The sequence below is a fragment of the Siccirubricoccus soli genome (assembly GCF_024178315.1).
Classification (GTDB): Bacteria; Pseudomonadota; Alphaproteobacteria; order Acetobacterales; family Acetobacteraceae; genus Siccirubricoccus; species Siccirubricoccus soli.
In genome coordinates this window covers 1-16,628 of record NZ_JAMZIK010000001.1, presented here as the reverse complement: position 1 = coordinate 16,628, position 16,628 = coordinate 1, and the positions used below count along the sequence as shown (strand labels likewise).

Annotated in this window: 12 protein-coding genes; 9 read left to right on the top strand and 3 right to left on the bottom strand. The window is 73.5% G+C overall.

Annotated features, from left to right (window positions below):
* Positions 1–170: 170 nt before the first annotated feature.
* On the bottom strand, positions 171–1,079 hold the full coding sequence (locus NJ376_RS00060; RefSeq protein ID WP_252951165.1) for a glycosyltransferase family 2 protein: 909 nt from the start codon (positions 1,077–1,079) through the stop codon (positions 171–173).
* Between the two features lie 333 nt (positions 1,080–1,412).
* Entirely contained in the window at positions 1,413–2,543 is a 1,131-nt protein-coding gene (locus NJ376_RS00055; RefSeq protein ID WP_252951164.1) for a M20 family metallopeptidase, read from the bottom strand.
* A 238-nt stretch (positions 2,544–2,781) separates the two neighbouring features.
* Here NJ376_RS00055 and NJ376_RS00050 point away from each other — a divergent pair, with 238 nt between their 5' ends.
* The 9 genes from NJ376_RS00050 to mutL all read left to right on the top strand — a co-directional run bounded on the left by NJ376_RS00050 (position 2,782) and on the right by mutL (position 14,990).
* Complete coding sequence (locus NJ376_RS00050; protein WP_252951163.1) at positions 2,782–2,985, top strand: hotdog family protein; 204 nt, start codon at positions 2,782–2,784, stop codon at positions 2,983–2,985.
* Entirely contained in the window at positions 2,982–3,917 is a 936-nt protein-coding gene (locus NJ376_RS00045) for a bifunctional riboflavin kinase/FAD synthetase (RefSeq protein WP_252951162.1), read from the top strand. Before NJ376_RS00050 ends, NJ376_RS00045 begins: the two co-directional genes overlap by 4 nt.
* A gap of 289 nt (positions 3,918–4,206) precedes the next feature.
* On the top strand, positions 4,207–7,050 hold the full coding sequence (ileS, locus tag NJ376_RS00040) for an isoleucine--tRNA ligase (protein WP_252951161.1): 2,844 nt from the start codon (positions 4,207–4,209) through the stop codon (positions 7,048–7,050).
* Entirely contained in the window at positions 7,047–7,556 is a 510-nt protein-coding gene (gene lspA, locus NJ376_RS00035) for a signal peptidase II (protein ID WP_252951160.1), read from the top strand. The genes ileS and lspA overlap by 4 nt, the downstream gene beginning before the upstream one ends.
* Positions 7,553–8,128 carry a DUF3035 domain-containing protein gene (locus NJ376_RS00030; protein WP_252951159.1) on the top strand — a complete coding sequence of 192 codons (576 nt, stop codon included), beginning with the start codon at positions 7,553–7,555 and terminating at the stop codon, positions 8,126–8,128. The genes lspA and NJ376_RS00030 overlap by 4 nt, the downstream gene beginning before the upstream one ends.
* A 308-nt stretch (positions 8,129–8,436) precedes the next feature.
* Positions 8,437–9,825 (top strand): M16 family metallopeptidase, encoded by a 1,389-nt coding sequence (locus NJ376_RS00025; RefSeq protein WP_252951158.1) that lies wholly within the window; start codon positions 8,437–8,439, stop codon positions 9,823–9,825.
* The gene (locus NJ376_RS00020) at positions 9,822–11,108 is read left to right on the top strand and encodes a M16 family metallopeptidase (protein WP_252951157.1); all 1,287 of its coding nucleotides are present in this window, start codon (positions 9,822–9,824) and stop codon (positions 11,106–11,108) included. Before NJ376_RS00025 ends, NJ376_RS00020 begins: the two co-directional genes overlap by 4 nt.
* 232 nt (positions 11,109–11,340) lie before the next feature.
* Complete coding sequence (pgi, locus tag NJ376_RS00015; protein ID WP_252951156.1) at positions 11,341–12,981, top strand: glucose-6-phosphate isomerase; 1,641 nt, start codon at positions 11,341–11,343, stop codon at positions 12,979–12,981.
* 218 nt (positions 12,982–13,199) lie between these two features.
* Entirely contained in the window at positions 13,200–14,990 is a 1,791-nt protein-coding gene (gene mutL, locus NJ376_RS00010) for a DNA mismatch repair endonuclease MutL (protein WP_252951155.1), read from the top strand.
* 88 nt (positions 14,991–15,078) lie between these two features.
* On the opposite strand, the gene NJ376_RS00005 is transcribed toward mutL, so the two are convergent.
* Positions 15,079–16,628 (bottom strand): DUF6212 domain-containing protein (locus NJ376_RS00005; RefSeq protein WP_252951154.1); only part of this gene is annotated, 1,550 nt, incomplete at its 5' end.

Here is a 16,628-nt window from a genome sequence, read left to right as displayed (position 1 = left end):
GCCGGTGCGGCGCTGAAGGATCGGGGCCTGCCCCGAACCCCCACCGGGGAGGGTACCCCTCCCCGGACCCCGGTGCGAGTTTCGGAGCCGCGGGTTGAACCGCCAGACTCAGGGGCGGGGTCGGGGGAATTTCTTCTCCCCGGCGAGGGTCTGGGGGCAGAGCCCCATCCCTACCCCGTCACCGGATGCACCCCGTCTGCCGCATCGCCGCCCGACCGGCGCAGCCGTCGCGCCAGCACCTCCATCATCCCGGCCGGGTCCAGCGCCGCCGCCCGCGCCGTCAGCGCCAGCCCGCGCCCCCAGATACCGTCCCGCAGGCAGGCCTTGCCGCTGGTGCGGTAGCCGCCGGCCAGGAAGGCCCGCCGCAACCCGTGCCGGTCGAACAGCGCCGCATGCCGTTCCGCCATCCGTTCCCGCATGGCCGCATCGGCGCGGGCGAAGCGCTGGGTGGTGATGGAGCCGGCATGCTGGCGATAGAGGTAGAGCGGCTCCGGCACCCGCACCGCCTGCAGACCATGCTCCGCCAGGCTGAGGAAATAATCCCAGTCCTCGTTGCCGGCGCGGAAGACCGGCTCCTCGCAATAGCCGCCGCTTGCCTCGAACAGCGCCCGCCGCACCATGGTGCCAGGGTGGGGGATCCACTGCTCCGTCAGCAGCGCGCGCAGATCCTTCTGCGGGAATCGCAGCACCCCCTCATCCGCGCCGAACAGTCGGTAGTCGGAATAGGCGGCGCCGGCCGCCGGGTTGGCCTCCAGCGCCGCCAGCAGCGCGGCCAGATGCGTCGGCGCCAGCGCGTCGTCGCAATCCAGCGCCACCAGGTACTCGCCCCTGGCTGCCCGCATGCCGGTGTTCCGCCCCGCCGCCTGGCCCCGGTTCTCTGCATGCCGCAGCAGGCGGATGCGGGGGTCGGCCAGCCGGTCCAGCAGTGCCTCCCAGCCGCGGTCGGGGGAGGCATCGTCGACGATGATCGCCTCCCAGAGCTGGCAGCTCTGGCGACGCAGGCTCTCCAGACATTCGGGCAGATAGGCGGCGTAGCTGGAATGGAAGGGGATGACGATACTGATGCGCGGCTCGGCCATGGCGTCCCTCCACCATCTCCTGGTGGTACGCGGACGCTAGGCGCGGCGTTCTTTGACCGGTAGGCGACCAAAGGCTGCGGCGGCAGGCCCAAGGTCACGCACTGCGCGAAGCTGGATAAATATTCATACATGTTACGAAAACGTATCGCATAGCATCAAGCCCTTGAGCGGAAACGTTCCGGCCTCAGGCAGCCGGATCACGAATGCGGCAGGCGCGACGCCCATCGTAACTCAATTAGACCCTTCTGCTTACGAGAGAAGATCACGTGACACGGCAGGACTTCACGTCCCGGGCATGACGGGAACCTACGCTGCGGATTCCCGGCGCGACACCTACTCGATGCTTTCCAGCAGCTCGCACAACACCGCCCCGCGCGGCGCGAGCTCCGGCCAGCGGATATGCTCCTCCGGCGCATGCGCTCCGGCCCCGCCGCAGCCGAGCCCGTCCAGGGTCGGGATGCCCATGACGGCGGTGAAATTCCCGTCCGAGCCGCCGCCGCGATGCTGCCGCGGCAGGTCATAGCCATGCCGCGCGGCGATGCCCTTCGCCATCTCGTAGAGCGCGAGCCCCGCCGGCGTCTCCGGGAAGGGCGGCCGGTTCAGCCCGCCGGTGATGGTGACGCGGATGCCATCCGCCTCCCCCGCCAGGCCGCGGATCGCCGCCACCACCCGCTCCGCCTCCGCGAGGCTCGGCACCCGGAAATCGACGCGGCACCCCGCCCCGGGCGGGATGACGTTGGAGCGGGTGCCACCCCAGATCGGGGCGCAATTCGTCGTCACCCCCCGCTCCAGATCGGTCAGCCCATGGATCTCGAGGATGAGGCGGGCGAGGGCGACGACGGCGCTCCGCCCCTCCGACCAATTGCCGCCGGCATGGGCGGATTTGCCCTCCACCTGCACGGTGAAGCTGCCGGTGCCCTTGCGGCTGGTCACGCAGCTGCCGCGCAGCCCGCCGGCCGGCTCCGGGATCAGCACCGCCCGCGCCCCTTCCGCCTCCCGCTCGATGTGCCCGCGGCTGGTCGGGCTGCCGACCTCCTCGTCCGGGGTCAGCAGCAGGGTGATGGGGCGGCGCGTCCTTGTGCCCTGGCGCAGTATCTCCCGTACGCAATGGAAAGCGAGGAAGCTGCCCGCCTTCATGTCGTAGATGCCGGGGCCATGGGCCCGCTCGCCCTCCACCCGGTAAGGCATCGGCCCGGCCAGCACCCCATGGTCCCACACCGTATCGACATGACCGGCGATGATGATGCGCGGGCCCTCGCCCGGGGTCTTCGCCACCAGCGTATCCCCGGAGCGACCGCTGCCGGGGTAGCGCACGATCCCAGCCCCCACCGCCCGCAGCCCGGCCTCCGCCACGTCCAGCAGCCCATTCACCGCCGCCGGGTCGGTGGAGGGCGTCTCCCGCTCCACCCAGCCCCGCAGCTCGTCCAGCAGGCGCTCGGCGGTGCCGATCTCGGTGGCGGGCATGGCAGGCTCCTCGATCCTCGCCGTCATAAGGGCGTCCCGGCCACCGCTTGTCCACCCATGGTGCGGGGGCTAGGACCGACGGCGCCCCGAGCCCCGGCAGACCTGGGGGTCGGGGCGGCCTGGCGGGATTGCCGCGCCGGGGCGTCGGGCTGCGTGCCGGGGCAATGGCCCCTGGCCGCACCGCCTGCCGGCCCGGTCCGCGGGATCCCCCTCCCGAGGGCCCAGGAGCAGAACCGGAATGACGGACGGCATGAGTTTCGAGGACCACGCCACGGGCCAGGCCGCGACGGCGACGGTGGAGGTCACCGCCCTGCAGCCGGAGAAGCGCCGCGCCACCCTGTCCACCCGCTGCACCGTCGCCGGCCGCAAGGTGCCGGAGGGGGATGCGCAGGTCTCCGTCCCCGGCCGCGCCCAGCGCCGGCCCGTGGCGGCCCGCGCATGACCGCACCCGTGATCCTGACCGATTGGCGCGCGGTCCCGGCGGCGTTCCGCGGCGCCACCCTGGCGCTCGGCAACATGGATGGCGTGCATCGCGGCCACGTCGCGGTGCTGCGGGCGGCGCATGCGGCGCGGCCCGCCGCCCCGCTCGGCGTCGTGACCTTCGAGCCGCATCCGCGTGAGCACTTCCGGCCGGATGACCCACCCTTCCGCCTGACCCTGCTGCCCGCCAAGGCGGCGGCGCTAGGGGCGGCGGGGGCGCATTTCGTCCTCGCCCTGCGCTTCGATGCCGCGCTGGCCGCCATGCCGGCCGAGGCCTTCTTCGCCGAGGTGCTGCAGCAAGGGCTCAGCGCCGTGCATCTCGCCTGCGGCCAGGATTTCGCCTTCGGCCACCGCCGCGGCGGGGATGCCGGGACCCTCGCCACCATGGCCGAGGCGGCCGGGGTGGGGCTGACGGTGGTGCCGCCGGTGGGGGATGCGGAGGGGCCGATCTCCTCCACCCGCATCCGCCGGCTGCTGCAGGATGGCTATCCGGAACGCGCCTCCGCCCTGCTGGGCCGGCCCTGGGAGATCCGGGGCGAGGTGGTGCATGGCGACAAGCTCGGCCGGGTGCTGGGCTGGCCCACCGCCAATCTCTGGCTGGGGCGGCACCTGGAGCCGGCGCGGGGGGTCTATGCCGCGACGGTCAGCCTGCCGGATGGGCGGGAGGTGAAGGGCGTCTCCAATATCGGCCGCCGCCCGACCCTGGGCGGGGACCCGGAGACCCGGCTGGAGACCTACATCTTCGACTTCGACGAGGACCTCTACGGCAAGGAGATCGGCGTCCGCCTCCGCACCTTCCTGCGGCCGGACGCCAAATTCGACGGCCTGGAAACACTGAAGGCGGCGATCGCCCAGGATGCGGAGGATGCACGGGCGGCGCTTGCCGGGCTCTGAGCCCCGTCAGGGAATGGCCCTCGGGCCACCGGGGGGGGTTATCGCCGGACCACCTGCCGGCCTGCCAGGGGCCCTGGCGGCGCCGTCGCGGCAGTACCGCGCCGCTTCCGGCCCGGGAACCCTCCCCCGCTTGACCCAGGCCCCTGCCCCTCCCCATAACCCGCCCATGCCGCGCCCGGTGGTCCCGCTGCGAATTACCGGCCCGGCCCTTATCTAAGGGCCGGGACGCCACGCGCTTGCCACCACCGACCCGCCGCCCAGCGCCAGGGCGGCCGGAGATGCCCCCGAAATGAGCACCGAGACCCAGACCATCCCGGCCCCTCGCGACTACCGCGGCACCGTCTTCCTGCCGGACACCCCCTTCCCGATGCGTGGCGACCTGCCGAAGCGGGAGCCGCAATGGCTGGAACGCTGGCAGCGCCTCGGCCTGTGGCAGCGCCTGCGCACCCAGTCCAAGGGCCGGCCGCATTTCGTCCTGCATGACGGCCCGCCCTACGCCAATGGCCCGCTGCATATCGGCCACGCGCTGAACAAGATCCTGAAGGACGTCATCAACCGCGCCGCCCAGATGGCGGGGAAGGACGCGGATTACGTCCCCGGCTGGGACTGCCACGGCCTGCCCATCGAGTGGAAGGTGGAGGAGGAGTACCGCGCCAAGGGGAAGGACAAGGACGCCGTCCCCGTCCTCGAATTCCGCGCCGAGTGCCGTGCCTATGCCGAGCACTGGCTGGACGTGCAGCGGGAGGAGTTCAAGCGCCTCGGCGTCTTCGGCGACTGGGAAGGCCGCTACGCCACCATGGATGTCACCTCGGAAGCGGTGATCGTGGCGGAGATCGGCAAGTTCCTGATGAACGGCTCGCTCTATCGCGGGCTGCGGCCGGTCATGTGGAGCCCGGTGGAGAAGACCGCCCTCGCCGAGGCCGAGATCGAGTATCACGACCATGTCTCGCCAACGCTCTGGGCGCGCTTCCGCCTGCTCAGCGCGGCGGCGGAGGACCTGGTCGGCGCCAGCGTCGTCATCTGGACCACCACGCCCTGGACCATCCCCGGCAACCGCGCCGTCGCCTATGGCGAGGAGATCGACTACGCGCTGGTGCATGTCGAAGGCGTCGCCGAGGGCAGCCACCTGATTCCCGGCGAGAGGCTGCTCATCGCCCTGCCCCTGCTCCCGCAATTCGAGAAGGATGCGAAGCTCGGCGCGCACAGCGTGAAGCGCGTGCTGAAGGGCGCGGAGCTGGCGGGCGCCATCGCCGCGCACCCGCTGCGCGGCGCCGGCTACGATTTCGACGTGCCGCTGCTGGCCGGCGATTTCGTCACCACCGAGGCCGGCACCGGCTTCGTCCACATCGCCCCCGGCCATGGCGAGGACGACTTCAATCTCGGCCGCGCCCACAACCTGCCGATCCCCGAGACGGTCAACGACGACGGCACCTTCACCGTCCAGGCGCCGGGCTTCGCCGGGCTGCATGTCTTCAAGGCGCATGACGCGGTCTATGCCGCCTGCGAGAAGGCCGGCACCCTCGTCGCCAAGTCGAAGCTGACGCACAGCTACCCGCATAGCTGGCGGTCCAAGAAGCCGGTCATCTTCCGCGCGACACCCCAGTGGTTCATCGCCATGGACGATGCCAATGAGATCCGTGCCAAGGCGCTGGCGGCGATCGACGCGACGCATTTCGTCCCGGATATCGGCCGCAACCGCATCGGCAGCATGGTCGCGGCCCGGCCGGATTGGTGCATCAGCCGCCAGCGCGCCTGGGGCGTGCCCATCGCCGTCTTCGTCGAGAAGAGGACCGGCGAGCCGCTGCGCGACCCGGCGGTGATGGAGCGCATCGTCAGCGCCTTCCGCACCGAGGGCGCGGATGCCTGGTACCAGCCCGGCGCCGCCGCCCGCTTCCTCGGCAACGACCGGAACCCGGACGATTACGAGCAGGTGATGGACATCGTCGATGTCTGGTTCGAGTCCGGCTCCACCCACGCCTTCGTCCTGCCGGACCACAACCTGCCCTTCCCGGCCGATCTCTACCTCGAGGGCTCCGACCAGCATCGCGGCTGGTTCCATTCCTCCCTGCTGGAATCCGTCGGCACCAATGGCGTCGCCCCCTTCAAGGCGGTGCTGACGCATGGCTTCGTGCTGGACGAGCAGGGCCGCAAGATGTCGAAGTCCCTCGGCAACGTCACCGCCCCGCAGGCGGTGATGACGCAGTACGGCGCCGACATCCTCCGCCTCTGGGTGATGAACTCCGACACGGCGGAGGATCTCCGCATCGGGCCGGAGATCCTGAAGCAGCAGGCGGAGCTGTATCGCCGCCTGCGCAACACGCTGCGCTGGCTGCTCGGCAACCTCGCCGGCTTCACGGATGCCGAGACGGTGCCCCATGCCGAGCTACCGGAGCTGGAGCGGTGGGTGCTCCACCGACTGACCGAGCTGGACCGTCGCATCCGCGAGGCGGTGCGGACGCATGACTGGACTGGCGTCTATCCCGAGATCCACAATTTCTGCGCCACCGATCTCAGCGCCTTCTACTTCGACATCCGCAAGGACAGCCTGTACTGCGACGCGCTCGCCAGCCCGCGCCGCCGCGCCGTCCGCACCGTGCTGGACGCGCTGCATCGCTGCCTCACCGCCTGGCTCGCCCCGGTGCTGGTCTTCACCGCGGAGGAAGCCTGGCTCGCCCGCTTCCCTGCCGAGGACGGCTCCGTCCACCTGCAGGATTTCCCCACCCTGCCGGAGGAATGGCGTGACGAGGCGCTGGCGGCGATCTGGGTGAAGATCCGCGCCATCCGCCGCGCCGTCACCGGCGTGCTGGAGAAGGCCCGGGCGGATGGCACCATCGGCGCCTCGCTGCAGGCCGCGCCGGTGCTCCATGTGCCGGAGACCGACCTGCCCCTGCTCTCCCCCGAGGGCTGGGCGGAGATCTGCATCACCTCCGGTCTCACCCTCTCCACGGCGGAGCCGCCGGAGGACGCATTCCGCGTCCAGGACCTCTTCGGCACGAATTTCGGCGCCGTCTTCGCCCCGGCGCAGGGCCAGAAATGCGAGCGTTGCTGGCGCGTGCTGCCGGAAGTGGGCCAATCCGCCGCCCACCCCACCCTCTGCCGCCGCTGCGAGGCGGTGGTGGAGGGCGCGGCTTGAGCCTCCGCCTCGGCCTGCCCGCCGCCGGCCTGCTGCTGGTCGCCGACCAGGCCAGCAAATGGTGGATCTTGGACGGGCTGAAGCTGCCGGAGCTGCGCAACGTCCCGCTGCTCCAGCTCGGCCCCCTCGGCCTCGACCTCACCATGGTCTGGAACCGTGGCGTCACCTTCGGCCTGCTCTCCGGCACCGGGCCGCTGAACCACCTGATCCTGGCCGTGCTGGCCAGCGTCATCGCCCTGGTGCTGCTGCGCTGGATGGCCCGGGCGGAGACCCGGATGGTGGCCATCGCCCTCGGCGCCGTGGTGGGCGGGGCGGTGGGCAACGTACTGGATCGGCTGCGCTTTGGCGCGGTGGTGGATTTCGTCGATGTCCACCTCGCCCTCTCCGGCCAGGTTTGGCACTGGTATGTCTTCAACATCGCCGATGCCGGGATCGTCTGCGGCGTGGGGGCGCTCCTCGCAGATGCCTTGTTCCGGCGCCCGGCCGGCCTTAAGGAAGGCGCATGAGCCTGCCCACCCTCCGCCTGGCCCTCTGCCTGCCGCTGCTGGCCGCCATGGCCGGCTGCGGCCCGGACACCGCGCGCAATTTCGGCTTCACCCGGGAGGCGCCGGACGAATTCCAGGTGACGACGCGGGCGCCGCTCTCCATGCCCCCCTCGCTGGGGGAGCTGCCGGTGCCCCGGCCGGGGGCGGAGCGGCCGCAGGAACTCTCCCAGCGTCAGGCCGCGGAGGCCGCGCTGGTGCCGGGCGCGGCCCTCTCCGGCCCCGCCACCGGCCCCCGCAGCAGCGGCGAAGCCGCCCTGCTCGCCCAGACCGGGCGGCCGGTCAGCGACGATATCCGCCGCCGGGTGGATGAGGAGAGCCTTCGCCTCGACCAGCCGGAGCGCGGCCTGGCCGACCGGCTGATCTTCTGGCGCCAGTCCGAGCCGCCCGGCACCGCGCTGGACGCCTCGCGCGAAGCCCGCCGGTTGCGGGAGAATGCCGCGCTGGGCCGCGACGTGACGGAGGGCGAGACGCCCGTCATCCAGCGCAGCCAGAGCGGCAACCCGGTCCGCCGGCTGCTGGAGAGCATTTTCTAAAGCGTGATCGGGCAGGGCCGGATCGACCGTAACCGCGACTTGCGCGACCAGACAACGAACCGGAGCGGGATGGGGGAGCGGAGCTCAGCCGATCCTGCCCGGTCTTGCCCGCAGCGGCGCCGCGCCCCATCGTGGAGACCCCGGAAAGCACCGCAACTTGGGCATCGTATGGTCCGGCGCAGCGAAGCCGCGCCCGGACAAGGGGCGGACCATCGGGCTGATGGCCGGCCGGGCAGGCCCAGCGAGGTCGGGCTCCGATAGAATTTGCGCCGGGCCGTGCCCGCCCCACATGCTGGAGCATGCCTGAGATGACCCGCCGCACCGCCATCGCCGCTGCCGGCCTGCTCCCGACCGCCCTAGCGACCTCCGCCCCCGCCCAGCCTGCCGCGTCCAGCCTGCTGCCATCCTCCGCGCCGCCGCGTGACCGGCCGCTCTTCGGCGCCACCTCCTGGAGCCTGCCCAACGGCCTCCGCGTGGTGCTGGCGGAAAGCCGCCGGGTGCCGGTGGTCTCCCACTTCCTGTTCTACGCTGCGGGGGCGGGGGAGGACCCGGCTGGCCGCTCCGGCCTCGCCCATTTCCTCGAGCACATGATGTTCAAGGGCAGCCCGCACGTCGCCCCCGGCGCCTTCAGCCTGGCCGTGGCGCGGGAAGGCGGGCAGGACAACGCCTTCACCTCCCGCGACGTCACCGCCTATCACCAGACGGTGGAGGCTTCCCGCCTCCCCCTCGTCATGCGCATGGAGGCGGACCGCTTCGCCGGCCCCCTGCTGCCGGCCGGGACGGTGGAGCCGGAGCGCGCCGTCGTGCTGGAGGAGCGCCGCCAGCGCACCGACAGCAATCCTCGCGCCCGCTTCTACGAGGCCTTCGAGGCCGCCCTCTTCGGCCCGCAGCACTGGCGCGGCCGCCCCATCATCGGCTGGGAGGAGGAGATCCGCGCCCTCACGCGGGACGATCTGCACAGCTTCTACGAACGCCGCTACGCTCCGGCCAACGCCACGCTGGTCGTCACCGGCGATGTGCGGGAGGCCGAGCTGCGCCGGCTGGCGGAGGAATTCTACGCCCCTGTCCCGGCCCGCGCGGCAGTGGCCCGGGACCGTGCCCCCCCGCCCGCCCAGGCGGTGGAGCCTCGCCTCATCCGCCGCGACCCGGCGGTGCGGGAAGCCACCTTCCTGCGCGCCTACATGGCCCCCAGCCTGACCTGGGGCGATGCCGACCAGGCCTGGGCGCTGGAGCTGCTGGCGCATCTGCTGGGCAGCGGCCCGGGCAGCCGGCTCTACAAGGCGCTGGTCGAGACCGGTCTCGCGACCTCCGCCGGCGCTTCCTATGACAGCGAGGCGATGGGCGTCGCCGCCTTCACGATCAGCGCCACCACCCGCCCCGGCATTGCGCCGGAGGCGCTGGAAGCGGCGGTGGATGCCGTGCTCGCCAAGCTGGTGCAGGAGGGCCCGGCCGAGGCGGAGCGCGCCCGCTCCGCCCGCCAGCTCACCGCCGGGGCCCTGCTGGCGCTGGACGGCATCGGCGCGGCGCCGCGCATGCTGGGCGGCGCCCTGGCCATCGGCCTGCCGCTGGAGACGGTGGAGTACTGGCCGGCCCGGCTGCGCGCCGTGACGCTCGATCAGGTGACCGTCGCCTCCCGGGCCGTGCTCGGCGGCGCGCCCAGCACCACCGGCTGGCTGCTGCCAGGCACCGCCTCGTGAGCCCCGCCGCGAGCCCGGTGGAGACCGGCCAGCCGGCCGGCTTCTCCCTGCCCATCCAGATCGTCCGGGCCGGCGGCATCTCCGCCTGGCTGGTGGAGCATCACAGCGTCCCGGTCGTCTCCCTCTCCTGGTCCTGGTCGGGCGGCGCCAGCCTGGACCCCGAGGGGCAGGAGGGTGCCGCCGCCATGGCCGCCGCCCTGCTGACCGAGGGCGCCGGGCCGCTGCCCGCCACCGCCTTCGCCGATGCGCTGCGCGACGACGCCATCAATCTAGGCTTCTCTGCCGGGCGGGACGGGTTCGAGGGCAGCCTGCGCAGCCTGACCGAGTCGCTGCCCCAGGCGCTGCGCCTCGCCCGCCTGGCCATGACGGAGCCGCGCCTCGATGCCGAGGCGGTGGAGCGGGTGCGCGCCCGCGGCATCGCCAACGCAAGGCGCAACCTGGAGACCCCGCGCGGCCAGGCCGGCCGTGCCTTCTGGGCCGCCGCCTTCCCCGGCCATCCCGTCGGCCGCCCTGCCACCGGCACGGCGGAAAGCCTCGCCGCCCTGCCGCCGGAGGCGATCCGCGCCGCCCTGGCCCGCCAGCTCCGGCGGGAGGGGCTGCTGCTGGCGGTGGCGGGCGACATCACCGCGCCGCAGCTTGCCGCCCTGCTGCCGGAGCTGTTCGGTCCCCTGCCCGCCGGCGAGCCCCCCGCCGTGCCGCCCCTGCCCGGTTTCCAGGCCTTCGGCCAGAAAATCGTGCCCGTCGCCTCGCCGCAATCCGCGGTGATCTTCGGGCAGGAAGGGCTGGCGGCGGAGGACCCGGACTGGGAGCCGCTGCAGGTGGTGCTGCGCATCCTCTCCGGCGGCGGCTTCGCCTCCCGCCTCATGCATGCGGTGCGGGAGCAGCGCGGCCTCGCCTATGGCATCAGCGGCGGGCTGGAGGTGCTGTTCCGTCGGGGCATCATCATCGGCGCAGTGGCGACGGAGAATGCCCGGGTGGCGGAGACACTGGCCGTAACGCGGGAGGAATGGGGCCGCATGGCCGCCACGGGCCCGACCGAGGCCGAGCTGGCCGATGCCGTCGCCTACCTCACCGGCTCCCTGCCGCTCGCCTTCACCGACAGCCGGCGCATCGCCGATACCCTGCTCGGCATGCAGCAGAATGGCAGGCCGCCGGACTGGCTCGCCGGGCGCCCGACGCGGCTGCGGGCGCTGGGGCGGGAGAAGCTGGCCCAGGTCGCCGCCCGGGTGCTGCGGCCGGAAGCGCTGGCCGCCATCATCGCCGGGGAGCCGCAGGGCCTTTGACCTCCCGCGACACCGCTGCGCGGCGCCATGGGGGGCCGGAGAGCGCCTGACGGGAAGGCTCCGCACAGCCCACACGGCGGAGTTGCGCCAGGACAACGGCGGGGCGGGAGCGCGGCGCAGGCCGCCTGGCATGCGGCCTCTTCCGCCGGCTGTGACCGGACATGACCGGACCGCCGGGTTTTCGCCGTATCCTCTTGGCGATAATGGCCGGGCAGCGGATGGAGGCGGGGGTATGAACGAAGCGATGCGGGCGGCCTGGGCGGAGATCGCAAGCCTCGCGGCGGCACCGGACGCCGCGGCGATCCGTCCCCTCTTCGCCGCCGATCCCGGCCGCTTCGGGCGCTTCTCCTGGGCGGCGGACGGGCTGCTGCTCGACCTTTCCAAGACCTCGCTGAACGCGCCGCGCCTCGCCGCCCTGCTCGGCCTGGCGCAGGCGGCGGGGCTGGCCGAGCGTCGGGACGCCATGGCGGCCGGCGAGGCGATCAACGCCACCGAACGGCGCGCCGTGCTGCACATGGCGCTGCGCGCCCCGCGTGAGGCCGGCTTTCGCACCGGCGGGGAGGATGCCTCCGCCGCGGTGGCGCAGGTGCTGGAGCGGATGGGGCAGTTCACCCGCCTGGTCCGTGGCGGCGGCGTGCTTGGCGCCACCGGGGAGCGCTTCACCGATGTGGTGAATATCGGCATCGGCGGCTCCGATCTCGGCCCCGCCATGGTGACGCGGGCGCTCTGGACGCCGGCCGCGCCGATGCGGGCGCATTACCTGGCCAATGTCGATGCCCATGCCTGGGAGGCGCTGCGGCCGCAGCTCGATCCCGCCCGCACCCTGGTCCTCGTCGCCTCCAAGACCTTCACGACGCAGGAGACGATGACCAACGCCGCCCTGGTCCGGGACTGGCTGCGCGGCACGCTGGGCGAGCAGGCGGGGCAGCATTTCGCCGCCCTCTCCACCAACATGCAGGCCACGGCGGCCTTCGGCATCCCGGCCGAGCGCGTCTTCCCCTTCCGCGACTGGGTGGGCGGGCGGTTCAGCTTGTGGTCCGCCATCGGCCTGTCCATCGCCCTGGCGCTGGGCTGGGACGCCTTCACCCGCCTGCTGGCCGGCGCCCGCGCCATGGATGAGCATTTCCTCGGCACGAAGCTGGAGGCCAATCTGCCGGTGCTGCTGGCCCTGGCCGAGATTTGGCACGTCAACGGCCTCGGCTACCCGACGCGCGCCGTGCTCCCTTACGATGAGCGCTTGGCGCGGCTGCCGGCGCATCTCCAGCAGCTCGAGATGGAGAGCCTCGGCAAGCGGGTGGCGCTGGATGGCAGCGCGGTGGCCCAGGCGACCGGTGCGGTGGTGTTCGGCGAGCCGGGCACCAATGCCCAGCACAGCTTCATGCAGCTCATCCACCAGGGCACCATGCCGGTGCCCTGCGACATCCTCCTGGTGGCGCAGCCCGACCACCCGCATGCCGACAGCCACCGCAAGCTGCTGGCCAATGGCCTCGCCCAGGCCGAGGCGCTGATGCGCGGCAAAGCCGCCGAGGAGGTGGAGGCGGAGATGGCCGAGGCGGGCGTGCCGGCCGCCGAGATCGCCCGGCTGCTGCCGCACCGCATCTTCCCCGGCAACCGGCCGAGCGCGACCCTGCTGCTGCCGCATCTGGACGCCTTCACCCTCGGCCAGGTGGTGGCGCTCTACGAGCACAAGGTGTTCTGCCTGGGCGCCCTCTGGGGCATCAACGCCTTCGACCAGTGGGGGGTGGAGCTGGGCAAGCAGCTCGCCGGGCCGATCCTGGCGGAGCTGGAGGCGGGGACGCCGAAGCCGGGCGCGCATGACGGCTCGACGGAGGGGCTGCTGCGCACCATCTCCGGGGCTTGGCGCGCCGGGTAAGGCCGGTCGGCGCCAAACCGCGCCCCTTCCAGGCCCGGCCGTGCTAGGCTGGTTTCCGACTCCATGCCCCATCTTCGGACGCCTTACGCCGACCACCTTACCACCCGCCCGGCGCCGCCCGTTGCGCCGTCGCAGCTTTGCCGCGACGGCCTGTGCGAGGCGCTGATCGGGAACCGCCTCGGGGCCCCCACCACGGCGCGCAGCGACGCGGTGGGGACATGATCAGGCTGCTGCCCGAAACCACCGCCAACCGCATCGCTGCCGGCGAGGTGGTGGAGCGCCCGGCCGCGGTGGTGAAGGAGCTGGTGGAGAACGCCCTCGATGCCGGCGCCTCCCGCATCGCCGTGACGCTGGAGGAGGGCGGCATCGGCCGGGTGCTGGTGGAGGATGACGGGCATGGCATGCCGCCCGCCGACCTCGCCCTCTGCGTCGAGCGCCATGCCACCTCCAAGCTGCCGGAGGAGGCGATGCTGTTCCGCATCGCCACCCTCGGCTTCCGCGGCGAGGCCCTGCCCTCCATCGGCGCCGTCGCGCGGCTGGCCATCACCTCCCGTCCCCGCGGCGGCGATGCCCATGTCCTGGTGGTGGAGGGCGGCCGGAAGGGGGAGGTGGTGCCCGCCTCCGGCGCCCCCGGCACGCGGATCGAGGTGCGGGACCTGTTCTTCGCCGTGCCCGCCCGCCGCAAATTCCTCAAATCCCCCCGCGCCGAGGGCGACCAGGCGGTGGAGGCGGTGCGCCGTCTGGCGCTGGCCTGGCCGGAGGTCGGCTTCCGCGTGACCTTGGAGGGGCGGGAGGTGCTGTCCCTCGCCCCCGCGGCGCGCGAGGAACGCCTCGCCGCCCTGCTCGGCGCCGATTTCGCCGCCGCCGCGCTGCCCGTGACGGCGGAGGGCGGGGGGCTGACCCTCTCTGGCCTCGCCGCCCAGCCCGCCTTCACCCGCGCCACGGGGACGGAGCAGCATCTGGTGGTCAATCGCCGCCCGGTGCGGGACCCGCTGCTGCGCACCGCGCTGCGCGTCGCCTATCGGGAGCTGATCGCCGCCGGCCGCCATCCGGTCGCCGCCCTGTTCCTCGACCTCCCGCCCGAGGCGGTGGATGTGAATGTCCACCCGATGAAGACGGAGCTGCGCTTCCGCGAGGAGGCCGCGGTGCGCGGGCTGATGATCTCGGCGCTGAAGCGGGCGCTCTCCGCTGGGGCGGGGGTGGCGGCGCCGGCACCCGCCCTCACTCAGTACCGCCCCAGCCGGTCCTGGGGCGGCTGGTCGCGCCCGGCACCCGCGCCCCTGCCCGCCGGCCCGGGCTTCGCCGAGGCGCAATTCGCCCTCTCCGGTGCACCGGGCCCTGCCGCGCCTGGCCCGGCGCCCCTGCCCCTCGGCTTCGCCCCGCCCCGCCCCGCCGCCGCGCCGGAGGCGCCGCCCGCCCCGGCGGAGCACCCGCTCGGCCGCGCCCTGGCGCAGCTGCTGGACACCTACATCCTGGCCGAGGCGCCGGATGGCGCGCTGGTGCTGGTGGACCAGCATGCGGCGCATGAGCGGCTGACCCAGGAGGCGCTGAAGACCCAGCTCCTCGAAGGCGGCGTCCGCGCCCAGCCCCTGCTGCTGCCCGCGGTGGTGGATCTGCCGCAAGCGGAGGCGGCGCGGCTGCTGGAGGCCGCGCCGGACCTCGCCCGGCTTGGCCTCGAGATCGAAGGATTCGGCGCCGGCGCGGTGCTGGTGCGCGCCCTGCCAGCCCTGCTCGGCCCGACCGACCCCGCCCCCCTGCTGCGGGATTTGGCGGCGGAACTGGCCGCGGAGGGCGAGACGGTGGCGCTGGAGAGAAGGCTGGATGCGGCGATCGCCCGGCTGGCCTGCCATGGCTCGGTCCGCGCCGGGCGGCGCCTGACCCCGCCGGAGATGGATGCGCTGCTGCGCCAGATGGAGGCGACGCCCCGCGCCGCCACCTGCTCCCATGGCCGCCCCACCTTCCTCCGGCTGGGGGCGGCGGAGCTGGAGAAGCTGTTCGGCCGTCGGTGACGCGCCCCTCCCGCGCCCGCGGCGGAGGAGGAGCAAGGACAAAACCCCGGGGCCCCACGAAGCCGCGCAGCGGTTTCGTGGCTAATATCTATAGCGCCGCCGCCAGCCGCCGCGCCTTGCCCAGCAGCAGGTCGAACTCTGCCGGGTCGGTGGTCGCGTCCCGCGCCACGGTGGCCACGGCGCTCGGCAGCAGGGCCAGTACGGCGGCGAGCATGGCGCGGTCGCGCGGCTCCTCCAGCGCGGCCAGCAGCCCGCCAGCCAGCGCCTCCTCCGTCAGCCAGAGATGCGGCCCGTACCGGTCGCTGCGCATGGCCGGGTGCCCCTCCGGCCAGCGGGCGAAGAGCGGCGGCCAGTCCGGCCGCAGGCGGAATTCCAGCGCCGGCGCCTCGCCGGCGAGGATGAATTTGAAGCGCAGCCGCGGCCAGGACTCGCCCGCCGCCCGCACCCCTTCCAGCCAGATATCGAGGTGGCGGTAGTTGCCGCCGCTCAGCACCAGGCTCTCCTCCAGCCGCACCGCGGCCAGGCGGGGCCGGCCGGCCTCCTCCGGCGTCTCCGGCAGCCGAGCGCGGCGGCCGGGCTTCGCGCCGCTCGGCTGCACCACCCGACGGCCATACAGCGCTGCCAGCTCGAGCCGTGCCTCCGCCTCCGGCGCCCCACCATGGCGCAGCGCCAGCGCCACCATCGCCTTCCGCGGCGCCGAAAGGGGCACGGCGAGGCTCAGGATCAGCCCCTCCCCCGGCGGCGCGCCGCGCCAGCCGGACCAACGGGCGCCGGGGGGCTCCAGGCTCAGCTCCTCCAGCCCCGCCACCAGCGCCCCGGCCGGTTGCAGCCAGAGCGCCACCTCCAGCCCCGTGGCATCGCCGAGCGGCAGACCGAATTCCGCCGTCAGGAGGTCCAGCCCGTTCAGCGGCACGGCGGGCAGCAGGATCAGCGCCGCCTCGCCGCCACGCAGCCGGGCGACCAGCTTCGGCACCTCCCGCCCCAGCGCCCTGCGCTCCACCCGGCCGAGCGGCAGCCGGGCGCCGAGCAGCAGGCTCTCGGGCAGCGCCACCTTCACCCCATGCGGCGCCACCGCCAGCCCCACCGCCTCCGCGTCCCAATGCAGCGGCTGGACGAAGCGCCGGCCATGCGGGGCGGTCCAGGCCCGCACCGCCAGGGCGCGGCCCGGCGTGGCGCTGCCCGGGCTGGTCACCGGCAGCTCGCTCTCGCGGTCCTCCAGGGAGAGGCGCAACTCATCCCCCGGCCCCAGCTCCGCCGCCAGGTCGAGCACCGCCCCCTCGCGCAGCGGGCCGAGCGGCTGGGGCAGGTCGAGCGTCAACCAACCCGGCGCCAGCGCCTCGCCCGGCAGCTCCCAGGCCGCCATGATCCGCCCGCTCTCGGCGCCATGCAGCCGGAGCCGCAGCCGCCCCTGCGCCCCCACCGAGGCCGCCGCCACATGCAGCGCCAGGGCGGTAAGGCCGGCCAGCGGCAGGCCGAGCGCCTGACCGGCCAGCAGCCGGCCCGCCGCTGGCGCCAGGACGGCCCGCTGATCGGCCTCGGCGGGGCGGGCCAGCACGGGCGGCGGCAGGCTGGGGGGCGGGCCGGCCCCAGCCAGCAGGGCCTGCATCGCCTCGCGCAGTTCCTCCGCCTCCTGCCGCG

Bases quoted from the DNA above. Each gene is read 5' to 3' on its own strand.
- NJ376_RS00025 (WP_252951158.1), top strand. From the start codon at position 8,437: ATGACCCGCCGCACCGCCATCGCCGCTGCCGGCCTGCTCCCGACCGCC.
- pgi (WP_252951156.1), top strand. From the start codon at position 11,341: ATGAACGAAGCGATGCGGGCGGCCTGGGCGGAGATCGCAAGCCTCGCG.
- ileS (WP_252951161.1), top strand. From the start codon at position 4,207: ATGAGCACCGAGACCCAGACCATCCCGGCCCCTCGCGACTACCGCGGC.
- NJ376_RS00050 (WP_252951163.1), top strand. From the start codon at position 2,782: ATGACGGACGGCATGAGTTTCGAGGACCACGCCACGGGCCAGGCCGCG.
- NJ376_RS00055 (WP_252951164.1), bottom strand. From the start codon at position 2,543: ATGCCCGCCACCGAGATCGGCACCGCCGAGCGCCTGCTGGACGAGCTG.
- NJ376_RS00045 (WP_252951162.1), top strand. From the start codon at position 2,982: ATGACCGCACCCGTGATCCTGACCGATTGGCGCGCGGTCCCGGCGGCG.
- mutL (WP_252951155.1), top strand. From the start codon at position 13,200: ATGATCAGGCTGCTGCCCGAAACCACCGCCAACCGCATCGCTGCCGGC.
- NJ376_RS00030 (WP_252951159.1), top strand. From the start codon at position 7,553: ATGAGCCTGCCCACCCTCCGCCTGGCCCTCTGCCTGCCGCTGCTGGCC.
- NJ376_RS00060 (WP_252951165.1), bottom strand. From the start codon at position 1,079: ATGGCCGAGCCGCGCATCAGTATCGTCATCCCCTTCCATTCCAGCTAC.